At 54.2% G+C, this 17,021-nt stretch carries 15 protein-coding genes; 6 read left to right on the top strand and 9 right to left on the bottom strand.

Annotated features, from left to right (window positions below):
• Window positions 1–52: 52 nt before the first annotated feature.
• Window positions 53–475, bottom strand: coding sequence for a hypothetical protein (locus tag YERSI8AC_RS18015; protein WP_022522299.1), 423 nt, complete (start codon window positions 473–475; stop codon window positions 53–55).
• Between the two features lie 149 nt (window positions 476–624).
• Between YERSI8AC_RS18015 and YERSI8AC_RS18010 the strand changes: the two genes are divergently transcribed.
• Entirely contained in the window at window positions 625–1,575 is a 951-nt protein-coding gene (locus YERSI8AC_RS18010; RefSeq protein ID WP_159177251.1) for an alpha/beta hydrolase, read from the top strand.
• Window positions 1,576–1,588: 13 nt separating this feature from the next.
• On the opposite strand, the gene YERSI8AC_RS18005 is transcribed toward YERSI8AC_RS18010, so the two are convergent.
• Window positions 1,589–2,089, bottom strand: a complete 501-nt coding sequence (locus YERSI8AC_RS18005) for a hypothetical protein (protein WP_022522301.1) — start codon at window positions 2,087–2,089, stop codon at window positions 1,589–1,591.
• A gap of 366 nt (window positions 2,090–2,455) precedes the next feature.
• Here YERSI8AC_RS18005 and YERSI8AC_RS18000 point away from each other — a divergent pair, with 366 nt between their 5' ends.
• The 4 genes from YERSI8AC_RS18000 (at window position 2,456) to YERSI8AC_RS17985 (ending at window position 6,581) form a co-directional block, all read left to right on the top strand.
• Window positions 2,456–3,469, top strand: a complete 1,014-nt coding sequence (locus YERSI8AC_RS18000) for a Bug family tripartite tricarboxylate transporter substrate binding protein (protein ID WP_022522303.1) — start codon at window positions 2,456–2,458, stop codon at window positions 3,467–3,469.
• 112 nt (window positions 3,470–3,581) lie between these two features.
• Window positions 3,582–4,031 (top strand): tripartite tricarboxylate transporter TctB family protein, encoded by a 450-nt coding sequence (locus tag YERSI8AC_RS17995; RefSeq protein ID WP_022522304.1) that lies wholly within the window; start codon window positions 3,582–3,584, stop codon window positions 4,029–4,031.
• A 9-nt stretch (window positions 4,032–4,040) separates the two neighbouring features.
• Entirely contained in the window at window positions 4,041–5,549 is a 1,509-nt protein-coding gene (locus YERSI8AC_RS17990; protein WP_022522305.1) for a tripartite tricarboxylate transporter permease, read from the top strand.
• A 21-nt stretch (window positions 5,550–5,570) separates the two neighbouring features.
• Complete coding sequence (locus tag YERSI8AC_RS17985; RefSeq protein ID WP_022522306.1) at window positions 5,571–6,581, top strand: AbrB family transcriptional regulator; 1,011 nt, start codon at window positions 5,571–5,573, stop codon at window positions 6,579–6,581.
• Here the strand turns inward: YERSI8AC_RS17985 and YERSI8AC_RS17980 are convergent.
• The 6 genes from YERSI8AC_RS17980 to YERSI8AC_RS17955 form a co-directional block, all read right to left on the bottom strand.
• Window positions 6,574–7,953 (bottom strand): sensor histidine kinase, encoded by a 1,380-nt coding sequence (locus tag YERSI8AC_RS17980; protein WP_022522307.1) that lies wholly within the window; start codon window positions 7,951–7,953, stop codon window positions 6,574–6,576. The genes YERSI8AC_RS17985 and YERSI8AC_RS17980 overlap by 8 nt on opposite strands.
• Window positions 7,946–8,647, bottom strand: a complete 702-nt coding sequence (locus YERSI8AC_RS17975; RefSeq protein ID WP_022522308.1) for a response regulator transcription factor — start codon at window positions 8,645–8,647, stop codon at window positions 7,946–7,948. Before YERSI8AC_RS17975 ends, YERSI8AC_RS17980 begins: the two co-directional genes overlap by 8 nt.
• 14 nt (window positions 8,648–8,661) lie before the next feature.
• Window positions 8,662–9,357: a response regulator gene (locus tag YERSI8AC_RS17970; RefSeq protein WP_022522309.1), complete on the bottom strand. Its 696-nt coding sequence runs from the start codon at window positions 9,355–9,357 to the stop codon at window positions 8,662–8,664.
• An 87-nt stretch (window positions 9,358–9,444) separates the two neighbouring features.
• Entirely contained in the window at window positions 9,445–10,851 is a 1,407-nt protein-coding gene (locus tag YERSI8AC_RS17965) for an ATP-binding protein (RefSeq protein WP_159177250.1), read from the bottom strand.
• Window positions 10,851–13,973, bottom strand: coding sequence for an efflux RND transporter permease subunit (locus tag YERSI8AC_RS17960; protein ID WP_022522310.1), 3,123 nt, complete (start codon window positions 13,971–13,973; stop codon window positions 10,851–10,853). Before YERSI8AC_RS17960 ends, YERSI8AC_RS17965 begins: the two co-directional genes overlap by 1 nt.
• The gene (locus YERSI8AC_RS17955) at window positions 13,970–15,184 is read right to left on the bottom strand and encodes an efflux RND transporter periplasmic adaptor subunit (protein WP_138799887.1); all 1,215 of its coding nucleotides are present in this window, start codon (window positions 15,182–15,184) and stop codon (window positions 13,970–13,972) included. Before YERSI8AC_RS17955 ends, YERSI8AC_RS17960 begins: the two co-directional genes overlap by 4 nt.
• A 409-nt stretch (window positions 15,185–15,593) precedes the next feature.
• Here YERSI8AC_RS17955 and YERSI8AC_RS17950 point away from each other — a divergent pair, with 409 nt between their 5' ends.
• Window positions 15,594–16,184, top strand: a complete 591-nt coding sequence (locus YERSI8AC_RS17950) for a TetR/AcrR family transcriptional regulator (RefSeq protein ID WP_022522312.1) — start codon at window positions 15,594–15,596, stop codon at window positions 16,182–16,184.
• 26 nt (window positions 16,185–16,210) lie between these two features.
• Here the strand turns inward: YERSI8AC_RS17950 and YERSI8AC_RS17945 are convergent, their stop codons facing one another.
• On the bottom strand, window positions 16,211–17,014 hold the full coding sequence (locus tag YERSI8AC_RS17945; RefSeq protein ID WP_159177249.1) for a helix-turn-helix domain-containing protein: 804 nt from the start codon (window positions 17,012–17,014) through the stop codon (window positions 16,211–16,213).
• Between the last annotated feature and the right edge of the window lie 7 nt (window positions 17,015–17,021).

Raw genomic sequence — 17,021 nt, 5'->3', positions numbered from 1 at the left:
AAAACGCCCGGAAAACCGGGCGTTGGATCAAGGTTTGAGGCTTGGCCTGCGTTTATTCGCTGTCGGCGTTTTCGTCACTATTACCATCGTGATGGCCACGTTTGCCGTGCTTGCCACGATACTCTTCATGGGCTTCTTGCATGGCGTTGCGCAGTGCTTGCTGCTCTTCTTCTGTGAGAATTTCAGCTACCCGTTCGTGATGCTCTTCACGCAGTGCCTGCATGGCTTCGCGATGTTCAGCGTGTGCTTCGTTAAGCTCTGCCTGTTTCTCTGCTGAGATATCTGCACGCTCGTACACTTCCTGGCGACGCTCCTCCATGCGCTCTTCCATGCGTTCGCGATCAGGGCCTTGCCCTTCATGGTCACCGTGGCTATTTGCTTGAGCGGTAAACGCTAATGGAGCAATGGCGATAGCCAGCAGGGCGGGGGCTAACAGTTGGCGAATTGACATTTTCCTAGCACTTGAAACGTTCATAAGTACTCTCCTGATGAGTTGACGATGACAGTATCGCTAGGCGACGTGCAAACCGTTTGCAGATAGTGTGCAACAATCATGATCTTATTGGCTTGTTGCAGGTCGTAGTCGCTAGGTGAGGGGTCACCTACTTTTCAAGGAGAAGCATCATGTCGCGAACCGAGCAACTTCGCGTATGGCAGCAGCGTTGCGCGTTTACCTCTCTCCGCCGCGTGACTGGCCTGGGGGCCATTGCCTTAATGCTGAGTGCTTGTAGCGCTGCCCAACACGTTAGCCAGGGTGAGCCTGCGATTGAGAGCAATGCGCTGCGCGAACCCCAGCCTTTTACGCGCTTGTCACCTGCCACTTATACGCCCGAAGAGTGGCCCCAGGCGTTAACAGCTGATGTTTATCTACCCGACGACTCGCTCGGTGGGTTGCGACCTGCTGCCTTAGTTGTGCATGGAGGCGGCTGGCGTAATCGCACACCGGAAGATATGCAGAGCATCGCTGAGAGCTTAGCAGGGCAAGGCTATGTGGCGGTTAATATTGAACACCGCTTTGCGCCGGAGTATCGCTTCCCCAGCCAACTGCACGACTTGCAACAGGCGATGGCCTGGATTCACGCCAATGCCGATAGGTGGCAGGTGGATACGAGCCGTATTGTCGGGGTGGGGTTTTCATCGGGGGCGCATTTAGTGAGTTTGCTGGCAGTGGCGGGAGTAGAGGGGCCGCTGGCTGAACCTTACGGCGGTGAGCAGAGCCGTTTGGCTGCAGTATTGGCAGGAGGGCTACCTAGTGATTTGCTTAAGTTTGACGATGGACGCTTAGTCGTCGACTTTATCGGCGGTACCCGCGCTGAAGAAAACGAAGCGTATCGCCTAGCCTCTCCCGCACGGCAAATTACTCCGCAGACGCCGCCATTTTTTCTGTTCCACGGCAAGTGGGATCAACTGGTGCCGGTGGATCACGCCACGGACTTCTATCAAGCCCTGCAGGAAAATAACATCGAGAGCGAGCTGTATCTGCAGCGCTGGCGCGGCCACTTCGCCAGCTTTCTATTCCGTGGCGGCGCCATTGATGCAGGCATTGCGTTTCTTAATCGGCAGGTCAATCCTTAACGGTTATACGTCATCAAGACATGGCCAATGACATCATTCCGATAACAGCGCCATCATCAAGATCCATCTGAGTGACGAGTTTGCTTAGTTGGCTCATAGCCTCTTGAAGCGAATTATTGAGGCTACTGATTTCCTGTTGCAGGGCGTCGAGTTTTGCTTGGCGTTGTTCATCGTTTAGGGACTTGTCGCGCATAACATCTTCAAGTTCCTGCTGTTTCTCCTTTAACTTTTCTCTATATTCAACAATTCGCTTTAGTAGTTCTTTAATCTCCTGCGGGAGATCGCTTTCATCGATTTTGGTGTTCTTCGCTTCCTGTGTGTTACCAGCCTTTTCTGAAGCTGAGGCGATGCCTCTAGCCACGGGCGAAAGATCCAAATGAATGCTGGTGTTGGCTTCTTCCTGGGCGGCGTTAGAAGTGACCGGTGTAGTTGTTACCTTCTCGGCATTTAACGGCTCACTACGTAAAGAATGTGCGTCTAAAGAAGCACTCCCGGTAGGTAAAGAGATGGTCATGGCAATCTCTCGTTAGTGTTAAGGGCTATTTTAAGCAGGCGCGACCGCGGCTACACAGGCTTGCTTAGATAAATAGGTTCAAAGCAGGCTAATAGTGTTATCGACAGCCCGAGACAATACTTTAGCTTACGCTAAGGAATACCTAGGTGACCTGGAAGTCAGTGCAATAGGGATAGCCATCATTGCTGCATGGCCATTGATGCAGGCATCACGTTTCTTAATTGGCAGGTAGTTAGCAGGGGTTAGACTTTAGTTGCGTTCTTACTTTATGCAAGGTTGGTGACAGTTTCGTGGGGTAGCGTCTTAAGCACACAAGGTAAGATCTGTGTCGAAAACCAAGCAAACTTATAAAAAGAGAGCCACGCTATGCTTAACACTTCCAGTGCTTCCTTATCGTTTAATATCAAATCGATATTGGTAGGGGCAACGGCCGCCATTGCCTCTCTATCAATGGCGCTTCCTGCTGTAGCTGACGACTTTCCTTCTCGGCCGCTCAACATGGTGGTAGGTTTTGGCACCGGCGGAAGTGCGGATCGTATGGCCCGCATGATGTCAGGGCCTATTTCCGAAGAGCTAGGTGTACCAGTACAAGTAACTAATCGCCCCGGTGCGGGCACTCAGGTTGCTTCTAATTACGTTCTTAACGTGCCTGACGATGGTTATACCGTCTATGCCTCGACATTTGCTCCTTACTTAACCAACTCGATCCTTACTGGTGATGCAGAGTTTAGTGTCGACGACTTTTCTTATATCAACTTCCAGTGGTTTGATTTGGATCTAATCGCTGCAAATAAAGACAGCGGTTATGAAGACCTGCCAAGCCTGCTTGAAGCGATCCGCGAAGAAGAGGGTCAAGTACGCGGTGCGGTGGTTCAAGGTTCTGCTGGTCACTTAATGGTGCGTTTGCTGCTTGATGAGGCAGGTATTCCCCAAGATAACCTCAACTTGGTGACCTATAACAGCGGCGGTGAAGCCCGTTCAGCGGTAGCGGGTGGGCAGGTGGATTTCGTCTCTATTAGTGCCCAGGGTAGTGAGGGAATCCGTGAGTTCTTAACCCCGTTGGCGATCGTAAGTGATGAGCGCATTGAACAGTGGGATGCACTCCCGATCAATGAAGCGCTGGCGCCGATGAATCTTGAGGTGCCCGTTCTTCAGGGCTCAATGCGCGGCTTTGCAGTGACCAGTGAAATGGAGCGTCAGCATCCTGAGCGTTTTGAGAAGATCTCCTCGGCTATTCAAAGTGCGCTTGCCCGCAAGGATGTTCAAGAGCAGCTTGAGCGCAACGAAATGGGCGGCGTTTGGGTAGGCCCAGAGCGCTCCAACGAGCTGATGCGCGAAAACTATCAGGTGTTTGAAAAGTACGCTCACCTGCTTAACTAATTTTCACGAACAGGTTTTTCACGACCAAGTTTTTCCGAGCAGTTTTTCCGAACTAATCCTTCCATGATAGCTGGCCCCTCACATTAATGAGGGGCCAGTATGGGGTTTTACCATGTCTGAATGTAAACGTGACTATGGGGACTTTATCGTTCTCATGGGTCTGGCTGGCTTTACACTATGGTATTTATTAGACGCCATTCGCGTATCCGCCACACCGCAAAACCTGCTGCTTATATTGCCACTTGCCGTTATCGTGTTAGCGATTATTGCACTCGAGTTGATCCTGCGTATTAAACACGGCTCGCTGTTTCGCTCCTCTGAAGAAGAACCGCTGCATAAAACATTACCTGTTGTGGGTCTCTTCGCCGTTTATGTGCTGTCGCTTGAAGCGATAGGCTTTGATATTGCCACCGTAGCGTTTCTGGCGCTTTTCCTGATCCTTAAGGGGGAGCGCAATTGGTTGTTGGTAGGTGGCTATAGCGTCGCTTTTGGGCTGAGTGTCGCGTTCTTTTTCTCGCAGATGCTGCCGTACCCTATGACACTGCTGCTGCTTCCAAGCTGAGGAGATACCATGATTGATTTTGGCGCAGTAGGGCAGAGTTTTGATCTGCTTTTTTCTAATTTTGGCCCTTGGTTGGTGGTAGTGCCGGGTATCGTGCTGGGGCTTATTTTTGGCGCAACGCCAGGCCTGCAGATATCAATGGCTATGGCCATTTTCCTGCCAATGACCATGTATATGGACTTTATTCAAGCCATGTTGTTCCTTACCGCTATTTTTACTGGCGGCTCATTTGGTGCCGGTATCCCAGCCATTCTGATGAATATTCCGGGAACCTCTTCGGCAATCGCTACCGCGTTTGATGGTTACCCCATGGCGCGAAAGGGGCAGCATAACCAGGCGTTAGGCGTCGCGTTAGCCTCCTCGGTGATTGGCGCGCTGATGGGCTACGTGGTGCTGTTCTTTATGATACAGCCGCTTTCCTACATGGTGCTGAGATTGGGGCCAGCAGAGATGTTTGTAGTGATTCTCTGGGGGATGACGCTGATTGCGAGCTTAAAAGGCGAACAGGTGCTTAAAGGCTTGATTGCAGGGTTTGTTGGCCTGTTAGTCGGGACGATTGGGTTTAGCGAAATCGGCTTGGCACGCGGTACGATGGGGCAGACTTACCTGTTGGACGGCGTCCCCGTCATTCCGGCCATGATGGGTATGTTTGCGGCCTCTGAGCTATTTAAGCTGGCCAACAAGGGCTTCATCGTTGAATCCGCCGATGCTCGTAAGGTCAAGGTGAGTGAGATCTTCGAAGGCTGCAGAATGGCGATGCGTTACCCTGTTGTGATGATTCGGGGTGGTTTGATCGGGGTGTTGGTCGGGGCGGTTCCTGGTGTGGGCTCATCCGTGTCTAACCTGCTCTCTTACATAGAAACTAAGCGCCGTGATCGGGATCCCGATTCATTTGGGAAAGGCAATCCGAAAGGGGTCGTGGCCTCTGAGGCGGCTAACAGCAGCTCCGAAGGGGGCTCGATGGCAACACTGCTGGCACTAGGGATTCCCGGCGGTGGCGCTACAGCGGTAATGTTAGCGGCGTTTGCTATGCATAACATCACTGGCGGCCCGCAGTTTATTCGCCAACAAACGGATGTGGTTTACGCGATTATCTTCGCTAACTTTGCCCAGGTGTTTCTACTGGTGATCATCGGCTTACTGTTTATTCCTCTCTTGGCCAATATCGTCAAAGTGCCCATGCGCTACTTGATACCTTCTGTGTTGGTGCTGGCGGTAATGGGGTCATTCGGGCTAACCGGCAATATGACTGGGCCCGCTACGGTGCTGGTGTTTGCGGTGATCGGTTGGATATTTCGCCACTATGGCTACTCCGTACCCGCTGCCGTGATCGGCATGCTACTGGGCTCGCTGGCTGAAAAATCGCTACTTCACTCCTACCAAATCAGTGGTGGCGACATCACGTACGTTTTTGAGCGCCCAGTAACGCTGGCTATTTTTGCCTTACTGCTTATCTCACTATTTAGCCAGCCACTAATGAAGCGCCTTAAAGCGCGTCAAGAGGCTGCTCAACTATGATTCCTGAATTCAGAATTTGAAATGTTGAAAAAAACTGTCATTACCGTTGGCTTGGGTTTTGTGGGTGGCTGGTTTGCCACCCTTTTTTCATTGCCCTTGGCTTGGATGCTTGGTTCTCTGTTTATGGTGATGGGCTTATCACTGGTGGGGGTGAAAACAGGTGTCGATAAGCGCGTACACCGCACCGCCATCGCACTGCTAGGGCTATTTATCGGGAGTCGAATCCAAGCAGATGAGCTCGTAGGATTGGTTTTGTGGTACCCCAGTGTGCTGGCAATGCTGGTTTATATGGGACTAATGCTGATCGGCGGGTTCTGGATTTTTAACCGAGCAAGAGTAGGGCGGATGAATGCTATTTTTTGCTCGTATCCAGGGAGTATGAATTCAGCGCTGGTGCTGGCTGAACGTGCAAATGGAGATTTACGTTGGATCGCCATCTCTCACTCACTACGCTTAGTCACCGTGGTCTCGGGTGCGGCTTTCGTGGCGAGTTTTTTTGTTGATGATGTAGCGCTTGCCAGTTCACCATCAGCGCTAGCCTTAGTCGATATTTTGCCTCTGTTATTGGCACCACTGTGTTGGTGGTTAGCGCGCTTATTAAGAATTCCTCTGCCTGAGTTTTTAGGGCCCATGGCCGCAGGGGCCATTATTGCTAATCTTGGATTTGATTACTCCCTGCCGACCGGGGTAGTGCTTGCAGCCTTTCTGGTGCTGGGGGCTTCTGTAGGCTCGCGTTTTTCAGGGACTCAGTGGTCGCAGGTAGTCAGCATGGGGCGCTATGGGATTACTTTTGCCCTATTTGCGTTGGTGTTAGCGGCGCTCATGGCGTGGTTGGTTTCAAGTTTTACCCAACTAGCCTTCGTTGCTGTCCTGCTTGCGTTAATTCCTGGTGGAGTAGGAGAAATGGCGGTGATCGCCATGGTGATGGGTATCGACCCAGTCTATGTTGTTTCTCACCACATACTGCGCCTACTGCTATTGATCTTTATGACCCCGCTAATGCTGCGAATAGTCAATCAGCCGCTTAAATAGCGGGGAAAGTCACCGAGACCTCAAAGCCGCCCTGGGGCCGATTCGTTAACGCCAGTCGGGCAGAGTGCGTCGTGGCAATTTGTTCCACAATGGCCAGCCCTAATCCGCTTCCAGGCGTATGTTTGTTGTGGCGGAAAAAGCGTTCCGTCAATTTGGAAAGCTGCGCTTCCTCCACGCCGGTACCCTCATCGCTAACCGTTAACGTTACTTGGCGCGTGTCAGCCGTTAGTGCAACGGTTATAACGCCTCTATAGGCCATGCTGCCACCCGCATGCACGCTGGCATTTTCGATGAGATTGGTCACCAACCAGCGCAGCATAATGGGGTCGCCCAAAATGTTAGGTATTGCTTTATGTTGATCAAAGGCGAGTTCTTGGTTCTGTTTATAAATATTAGGGGCAGTCTGGGCACAGGCATCATGGCAAATGGCGATTAAATCGACACTTTCGAGATGAGACGTATCGACTAATTCACTGCGTGTTTTGGCGTATTTAAGCAGTTGCTTAACGGTATGGCTGGCATGTTCAGCGATGCGTTGAATCTCTCGCAGGCTAGTATGAGCGGGTGAGTGCGAGGGGTCTTTAAGCGACATTTCCGTTAAAGCGCGAATTTCTGAGACAGGTGTTCTAAGTTGATGCGAGACATCGGCATTGAGCTGCTGAGTGCTTTCAATACTGCGCCGCATACGCTGCATTAAATGATTAATACTCTGGATTAGCGGCAGGATCTCTTTTGGGGCTGCATCATCCAATGCATGCAAGTCATTCGGTGAACGTTGTCGCAAGGCTTGGCTAACCGCGTTAAGAGGTGCTAACCCAAGGTGAATGGCTAAAAGTGCAATTGAAATTGCTAGTAATCCTGTAACGACCATTAATCCTGTGAGCGTTATCATGAAGTCGTTGGTAAGGGTGTGGCGGGCTTCCTTTGATTCGGCGACGACGACTTCAATGTCTACCGGTTCGCCTCCGCGCCGGAACGGAAGGGTGAGCGCAACAGCTCTTAAAGCATTGCCCGCATAATCTACATCATAAAAAATTGGCTCGTGCGACGTTTGGGGTGGATCTGTCAAACCGCTAAAGCCTGCGATTATGTCTCCGTCATTTTCTTTAATGCGATAGAAAATTTTTCCTTCACCTCTGCTGCCAAGTGTACTGATGCTGAAATAGTGCATATTGATGCGTAGCTCACCATCCGCTGTGTAAATTCGACGCTCCAGTCTCTGAGCTGCATTAAGTAGCAGGTCATCAAAGGTGGCATTAATTTGGCGAGACAGCAGCAGGTGACTAGAGATCAATGCCAAGATCGCGAGGGCGGTGAAAGGCAGTCCAATCCATAAAAGCAGCCGACTGCGGATCGATTGGCGTTTATTCATAGCCAGGGGCTTTCACGTCTTTAGGTTCGTAGTCTTTAGATTCCAGGTAATAGCCCAGGCCGCGTACCGTTTTTAAGCCGAAATCGTAGCCAATTTTTTTACGAATCCGGGAGATGTAAGTTTCCACTGCGGCGTAGCTGACCGACTCATCGGAGGTAGATAGTCGGTCGATAATTTGATCCTTATTAACGAGGCGATTTTGGTTTATCAGCAGGTACTCCATGACTTCTAACTCGCGGCGATGCAACAGCAAGGGTTTGCCATCAAGCCGAAGCTCCATGGCATCAGGTAAAAACTCTAAGCGCCCACACTGCAGCGTTTCTCCGCCAAAGTGCTTGGCACGCCGCACTAACGCACGGGCACGTGCAGTAACTTCTTCCAACGAAAAAGGCTTGCATAGATAGTCGTCTGCGCCCACTTCAAGACCATGTATGCGCTGATCCAGGCTGTCGCGTGCCGAAATAATCAAGACAGGGATCGTATCCTGCTGGTGGCGTAATGTGCGTAGTAAGGAGATGCCATCCAATTCAGGCAGGCCAAGATCCAACACCAACAGGTCGTATCCGCCCTGTTCAAGCATATGGAGTGCTTTTCTGCCATCGTCGGCGACATCAATGCTAAAGGCAGCCTCGCTAAGTGTGGCTGCAATAGAGTTGGCTAAATTAACGTTGTCTTCTACTACAAGCGCCTTCATAAGCAGTCCTGTTGTTATCCCTCCGGCTGGTACTTATACCCTACGCCATAGACAGAACGGATGATCTCCAGCTCTGGAAGCGCTTCGTGGATCTTCTTGCGCAGCTTTTTGATGTGGCTGTCCACGGTGCGCTCCGAGACGATGCGGTTGTCGCGATACATGTGATCCATCAGCTGCTCGCGGCTGAAAATCCGGCCCGGCGCCTGCATCATTACCCGCAATAGTTGGAACTCCACCGCCGTTAGGCCTAAATCCTGCCCATGGGCGAGCGCCTGCCAGCCATCTTCGTTTAATACCACCGGTGCGTTTTGCACCTCGGCTGGGGCATCGGCCGCCGCTTGGCTGCGGCGTAGTACCGCTTTGACCCGTGCGACGACTTCCCGGGGGCTAAACGGCTTGCAAATATAGTCGTCGGCACCTAGTTCCAGCCCTAGCAAGCGGTCGACCTCTTCTACCTTGGCGGTGACCATGATGATGGCAATGGCAGGCCACTGCTGACGTATTTCCCGGCTGAGGGTGAGGCCATCTTTGCCTGGCAGCATGATATCGAGGAGTACCAACGCAGGGGAGTGCTGCTCCAGCCACGGTATCACCTCATCGCCATGGCCCAGGGTGGTTACCTCAAAACCGTGGGTGGTTAAGTAGTCCGTCATTAGGCGGGCAATCTTCGGTTCATCCTCAACAATCAGTAAAGAGGCAGCATGAGACATAAAGGTAGACTCGCTTAACAGTGAACGTGAAAGCAGGGCGTAACGGTTCTTGTACTATCAGTTTTGGTGATACTAATCCCGGAAATATTAATCAGCAGCCAACAGCGGAAAACGTAGCGTCCAGCTTAGCCCACCTAGCGTTGAGCTAGAGGGCGTCAGCGTTGCGCCGTGGGCATTAACCAGGGCGCTGGCAATTGAAAGTCCTAAACCGCTGCCACCACTGGCACGGCTGCGCGAGCCTTCAACGCGATAGAGCCGCTCGGTCAAACGGGCTAATTCACCTTCCGGCACGCCTGGCGTACTGTCTTCCCAGATGACTACGGCCATTCCCTGCTGAGCGGTAAGCGTGACGCGTAGCTCTCCCGGCGGCTGGGTATAGGCGCAGCTGTTATCCAACAGGTTGTTCCACAGCTGGCGCAGGCGCTGGGCATCGCCACGAATCATAATGCCAGGCTCGATCTGTTCGGTCAGCGTTAAACCGCTTTCGACTAACCAGCGGTCGGCGTCGGACAGGCGGCTGGCAAGGCAGTCGCTAAGATCCATCGGCGCCAGCTGAATATCCAGCGCGCCAGCATCGCTTTGCGATAGCAAGCGTAAATCCGCCACTAAACGCTCTAGCTGCCCCACTTCCTGGGCGAGGGAGCTAAGGTTCTCCTGATTCAATGGACGAATCCCATCCTGCATGGCTTCGATTTCGCCGCGCAGCACCGCCAGCGGCGTGCGCAGCTCGTGGGCGGTATCAGAAACCCAGCGGGCGCGGGCATCGCGGCTGGCCTCCAGCGTTGCCGCCAATACGTTGAAGTCGCGTGCCAGGCGCGATAGCTCATCGCGACCGCGTTCAGGCAGTCGAGTGCGATAGTCGCCCTCGGTAAGCCGCAGCGTGGCGCCCGCCAGTGCCCGAGTGCGTCGCCCCAGCCACCAGGAGAGCCCGCCTGCCAGTAGCAGTGAGGCAACGCAGAGTGATATCACGATAAGCACCAAGTTACGCTGTTGGCGCTCAAGGAAGCGGCTCTCCATACGCTCCATCATTTCTCGGGGCGGCCGAAAACCCAGCGAGCCGATATCGGTATCGCCGCTGCGAAGGGTTAGCCAATGCCAACTGCCCGAACCTTCGCGCCCGCTCCTGGGGAGCACCACAAAACGGCCATCCGCTGCGCGCAGGGTGAAGTCCCGCGCCTCACCGAGTGGCGAAGGGCGGTCACTATGCTCCTGACCCAGTTCAAAGCGGACAATATACGGCCAGCGTTCCGGTGACTGCTCCAGCCATCCCCAGCTCTGCTGGGTTTCCCAGCGAGTCACGAGGCCGTCAGCCAGCAGTGTGGCACGGCGTTCCTGGGCCTGGTTGAGGTAGTCGAGAAAGCCGCGGTCAATACTGTACGAGACAGCAAGAAACATACTCGCTGAGATCGCTACATTGACGCTGAGAATAATCACGAACAGCTTGAGCCCCAGCCGAGAGGGGCGCCATTGACGTATGGCTGTGAGCAAGGCCATCAGTGGGCTCCTTCTTCTTGGCTAGGGTTTTTATCTAGTGTCGGTTGGCGTGGCGCGCTGAGCCGCTCGCGAACATTCTCCATGCCTAAATAGAGGCAGGGCACCAGGATCAGCAGTATCACTGTGGCGAAAAGCATACCGAAGCCGAGCGAGATCGCCATGGGGATCATAAAGCGCGCTTGTCTGGACGTTTCCAAGATCATCGGTGCCAGACCTAGAAAGGTCGTCAGCGTGGTCATCATTATCGGGCGTAAGCGGCGGGTGGCTGCTGCCACAATGGCTTCCCGGGCGGCCATGCCCTCACGGCGTTTGCGATTGGCGTAATCAATCAGCACCAAGGCGTCGTTAATGACCACGCCTGAGAGCGCCAGCATACCCAGCAGGCTAATGATGGATAGCCCGAAGCCCATGATCATATGTCCAGCGACGGCACCAACAATGCCAAAGGGGATCGCGGCCAGCACCAGCAGTGGTTGTAGGTAGCTTCTAAACGGGATCGCCAGCAGTGCATAGAGCGCGGCAATCATTAACCACATGGAAGTTCTTAGCGTGGCTAAATTGTCGGCGGTATCCTGCTGACGGCCACCCATGCTGACTTCCAACCCCGGCCAGGTCGCTTCCAGACTGGGAAACTCCTCTTCCTGGAGCGTGGCGAGCACTTGATTGATGGCCACATCGCTTTCCGAGTCAGCGGTAACGGTAATAATCCGCCGCCCGTTAATGCGTTCAAGGCTGCTAGAGGCTTGGCTGATGGTAATGTCGGCCACTCGCGATAGCGGTACACTCAGCCCATCAGGTGTGCGCACCGGCATGCGGTAGAGCTCATTCAAACTGTCGCGGTTGTCGGTGGGTAAACGTACCTCAACGCTGATTTCGCTGCGCCCCACGTACTGTTCAAGCGCGGTGGCGCCCTGGAGTGGCCCGCGCAGGGCTTGGGCTAGATTATTACCCGTGAGCCCCAAGGCGCGGCCTTCGGCAGAAAGACGCATTTCTAACTGCGGTTTACCGTCACCAAGGCCGCTGTCGATATCTGTGAGGCCATAGCCGCCCAGCGTTTCCGCTAAGCGTTCGGCGGCGGCTTCCAGCACCTGAGTATCTGGGTGCGAAAGACGTAGGCTGAGTGCCGCGCCGCTACCGGGCCCGCCGACATCGGCTTCAAAACGAACCGACTGGGCGCCGAGTAAATCGCCGGTGAGATCACGCCACTCCCGGGCGATACGCGAGGGTGGCCACGCTTCCAGGCTCTCGCTGGCAATATCCAAACGCACTTCCAAACTTTCGCCATCTAAGCGGCTGCGTGAGCTGCTGAAGCTAAGTGTCTCTTCGCGCTCGCTGAGGGCATCGGCGGCGTCGAGCAACTGTTGGCTAAGCTCGCGGCTAACGTTGATATTGCTACCAATGGGCAGGGTGACCGTGGCCTGCACCTGATCCGATTCGACCCGTGGCATCAGGGAAAAGCCCAAACGCCCACTCATCGCCCAGGAGAGCGCGATCAACAGAATCGCGATGCCCAGCGAAATACTCAGCAGGCGCTGATTGAGGGCGCGTTGCAGGAACGGTTCGAACTGGTGATAAGTAAAGTGGTGCAGGCCCCCCTGAAGGCGCTGGCGCAGTGCTTCAAGGGGACGCTGCCACGCCGGGGTTTGGCGCGGTTTGCGACTATGCGCCAGGTGAGCGGGTAGAATCACCAAGGCTTCCAGCCAGGAAATCAAGAATACCGTCACCACCACTACCGGCACGGTGGCAAAAATCAGTCCCAAAAAGCCGGGTAAAAATAGCAGCGGCAGGAAGGCGACGATATTGGACAGAATCGCAAAGGTTAGCGGCGTGGCAATTTCGCTGGCACCTTTGACCGCCGCATCGCGCAGTGAGTAACCCTCTTCCCGGTAGCTGTAGATATTCTCACCAACGATAATGGCGTCATCTACCACGATCCCCAGGGCGATAATAAAGGCGAACATCGACATCATATTGAGCGAGACGCCGATCCAGGGCAGAAACAGCATGGCACCCAGGAACGCCGTTGGAATGCCCAGGGTGACCCAGAACGCCAACCGCGCTTCCAAAAATAGCGCCATGAGTACCAATACCAGCGCTAGCCCCATCCAGGCGTTTTTTAACAGCAGGCTAAGACGATCTTCGTAAACTTCTGAGCTGTCGCGGGAAATATCCAGGCTGACGCCTTCTGGCATACCTGCGCGTAGGCGCTCAAGCTCACCGTTGACCGCTTCCGAAATACTGGTCGGGGTTTGATCACCAATCTGGTAAACATCCACAGAGAGACCGGGCTGGCCGTTATAAAACTCCTCTCGGTCGGTTTCGGCAAAGCCATCGCTGACTCTGGCGATCTCGCCCAGGGTAATCGGCGCCCCCTGGGTGCTGGTCAGAATCGGCAGCTCGGCAAAGGCCTCGGCACTGTTACGCCGTCCCTGATAGCGAATCAGCCATTCACCTTCTTCCGTAGTGAGCTGGCCACTAGCAAGATCAAGGGCTTCTTCGGCAATGCGGTTGGCAAGTTCCTGGTGATCAAGGCCATAGCGCTCGATGGCCTCTTCGTCCAAGTGGACTTGAATCTCTCGCTCGCGGTTGCCGGATAGCTCCGCACGGGAGATGCCGGAAGTGGCTTGCAGTTCACCGCGTACATCTTCGGCCGCGTTGTGCAGTGCTTCCAGACCGACTTGGCCGTAAACCTGTAGGCTCAACACGCTGCGGGAGCGCCCCGCGAGGGTAAAGCGGGGTGGATCGGCAGCGCTGGGTAGGGTTGTGATGGCGTTCACCGCCTGCTGGATATCCTGATAGGCGCGCATCACATCCACACCATCAATCAGCGTTGCGTAGACGCTGGCGCTGCCTTCACTGGCCGTCGCGGTCAGCTCGTCGATGCCCTCTACATCGGCAATCGCGGCTTCCACCGGTAGCAGCAGGCTCTGTTCCACATCCTCTGGTGTGGCGCCAGGGTAGCTGATAGTGACTTGCACAACTTCGATGTCGAATTCAGGGAACACTTCCTTCTTAATCGCTAGCGACGCCATTAGGCCGCCGACGATAAACAGCACCATCAATAAGTTGGGGGCTACCCCGTGATCTACCATCCAAGCCAATGGGCCGCGTGGTACCTTCATGATTCATCTCCCGGTCCATCTCCTGCTTGAGCCGGGGTGTCGTTGGGGTGACGAATGCGCACTAGCTGGCCTTCTCTGGGCTGGGCCAAGCCCGCGGTGACGACCTGCTGGCCGGTTTCCAAGCCGCCACGAATCAAAGCATCATCTTCCCCGCGATAAGCCAGGGTGACCGGCGTTCGGCGTAAACGATTCTCTTCATCTACCCGCCACGCTACGTCACCCGGGCGGAGAGCCGCAGAAGGTAGTGAAATAAGCTGCTCCTGAATAGCCGGTTGAAAAGAGGCGCGCAGGACATCGCCCAGGCGCAGGGCAGGGCCGTCGGTCTCTAGGGCGAGCGGGTCGTTAACCGCAATCAACAGCTGTGCCTGCAGGCCATTCTCTTCAAGGCTGGGTAGCATTGAGACCAGGAGTCCTTCGCGTGTGGCGCCTTCGGGCCAGCCGCGGCTGGTTAACGTAACGCTGCTGCCCGATTCCAGCCACTCCGTCCACTCGCTGGGAAGCGAAGCGCGCACCCAAAACTGCTCAACGCCCACCAAGTGGACTACTTCTGTACCCTGGCTGAGCAGGCTGCCGGCGCCGACCAGGCGCTCTTGTACCATGGCCCGCCAGGGAGCAGTGAGAGTGGCGCGTTCCACATTCAGCGCCGCTTGGTCGCGGGCCACTCGTGCTTGGGTGACTTGGGCCTGTGCTTGGCGCAGCTGCGGTTCGCGTAGTACCAGTGACCGCCGCTCTGCTGAGAGCTGACGACCAAAAGATTCGTACTCGCTGCGGGCGCGTTGCTGCTCCGCCTGCTCTAGCGCCAGCTGCGCTTGAGCATTGGACAACTGCGCCTCAGCATCTTCAAGGCTCAGGGCCAAGTCGGCTTGGTCTATATAGGCTACAGGGGCCTGCTGCTCGACCACCTGACCGGGCACAACGTTATCAGCAAAACGCTCCAATTGGCCCGCTACTCGGCTGGCCAGCATCGTCTCCTGCTCTGCTTCAACACGCCCAAAAGCGTACAGGTTGGGTGCCTGGGAACTGGCATTCACCGTGACAACGTCTACCACACTAGGCAGAGGCTCTGGCGGTGGGGTACGCTCTATACGCGGTGGTTGAGTAATGATCCACCAAGCAAGGGCCAATGTGGTAATAAGAATCAATAATGCGACCACAGCACCCAAACGAATGCGGCCATGTTGATTCGTAGCGTAATAGCGAGAAAGAGTCATTACCGCGCGTCATCCATTGGGAGCGAAAATTCCAGAAAAATAAGCGTATGATGCTAGGGTTTGTACGAAAAGTCGCCGAGCGAAGGCTAGATAAGGCAAAAATCAACGAAAAAAGGATCGGATTCGCGTGCGAATTTACGGGTGTAAATGAACATTTTGATCGGACTCGGGCACGAGTTGATTTTTAACGCCGTATTGGCGAGCGCAGGCAGTTTTCGTACAAAGCCCAGCATCGCGCATTGTTAAGCAGCCATTAGTCAAAAAATGTGCAAATAACATGCAATTGCCACTTAACCAGGCTTTCTTACAGCTAGATTTTCTTACAATTGGGTTCTCTTACAAATTGGCTTTCATTCACTTGGCTTTCTCTCACTTGAAAGCAATAGACTGACTGGTCTACTTTAGGCATATGAAAAATACTGCAACGCGCGACAAATTAATCGATAGCGGCGCCCAGCTGATTAGTCAGCAAGGCTACAACGCAACGGGCATTAATGCCGTTTTAAAAACCTGCGGTGTGCCTAAAGGCTCTTTCTATCACTACTTTTCCAGCAAAGAAGATTTCGGGTTGGCGGTGATCGAGCGTTTTGCCGCCAGCTATGATGAAACGTTGATGGCGCTGCTGGAAGATAATGACACGCCGCCGCTTGAGCGTCTAAAACGTTACTTCGCGGCTGGCCGTGAGCATATGCACGAGTGCGACCACGCCACGGGCTGTTTGATTGGCAACCTTGGCCAAGAGCTTTCGGGGCAGAGCGATACCTTCCGCGATGCGCTAAATCTAGTCTTTCAGCGCTGGGAGCAGCGTTTTGTGCGCTGCCTGGAAGATGCCCAGGCGCGGGGAGATATTGCCACCCATTCGCCCCCAGAAGCGCTAGCCAGCTTTATTCTTACCGGCTGGGAAGGCGCTATTCTACGCGCCAAGACGTTGAAATCCGTCGAGCCCATGGAACACTTTGAAAAGATTCTGTTCCAGCAAGTGCTGGTGCCTTCCTCTTAACGCTTACCTACTTAAACATCCGTGCTCTAGTGACGAGCTCTGAAGTGATGCTCATCAGCGGCCACATCGTTTCGAGTGGCGGCTATTAGAGCGTCATCAAGTGAAGGGTCGTCCAGTGTTATTAAACCGCACTGTGCCAGCGCTTCGCGCAGGCTGACCTGTTCATCCAGGCGTTGATACACCACCCGCACACAGCAGGGCATGCGTTCACTGTTATCCGCCACGCCTATTTTTAAGCCGGTCAAACGCGTTACTTGGCTCTGAAAACTCGGAAACAGAATCGTCTGAGTGATTTCATGGCCGTTAAGGGTTTCGTGGTCGACCAAAAAGAGTCGATCAGCAAGCTTAACCGCGGTACCTACATAACGATTGTGACACGGGCGGGAGCCGGGCGTGGTCTGCATCCGCTCGGTGCGCTGATAGACCACGCCACCTTCCCGTGCTTCCAGGCACACCAAAGTTCGCATTAACTGCCCCGGTCGCGACATTGAGTGATAAAGCTCAAAGTAACGGCCAATATAGCGCTCCATGCCTTCGCTGCCGCGCTGAACCAGCGCGTTAGGCCAAGGCAGCGTTGCTGGGGTTGCTTCTCTATTGAGCTGGCCGGTTTGTACCAGAGCACGAAAATCATGATGGGGTAGCGCGATATCCTCAGTGGTGACGCCGAAAAAGTGGCAAATGCGCTGAAGAGTGGCGTGGCTGGGGCGGTAGCGCCCACTCAGGTAGCGGTTAAACTGAGCACGGTTGATCGTTAAACGCCGACAAACCTCTGCAATAGACGGGTAGTAGCTGCAGAGCAGGCGCAGGTTGGCCACAAAATCGTCATGCATGGGGTGA

The sequence above is a fragment of the Halomonas sp. 113 genome, from assembly GCF_904067645.1.
Lineage (GTDB): Bacteria > Pseudomonadota > Gammaproteobacteria > Pseudomonadales > Halomonadaceae > Vreelandella > Vreelandella titanicae.
This window is presented reverse-complemented; position numbering and strand designations above follow the sequence as displayed.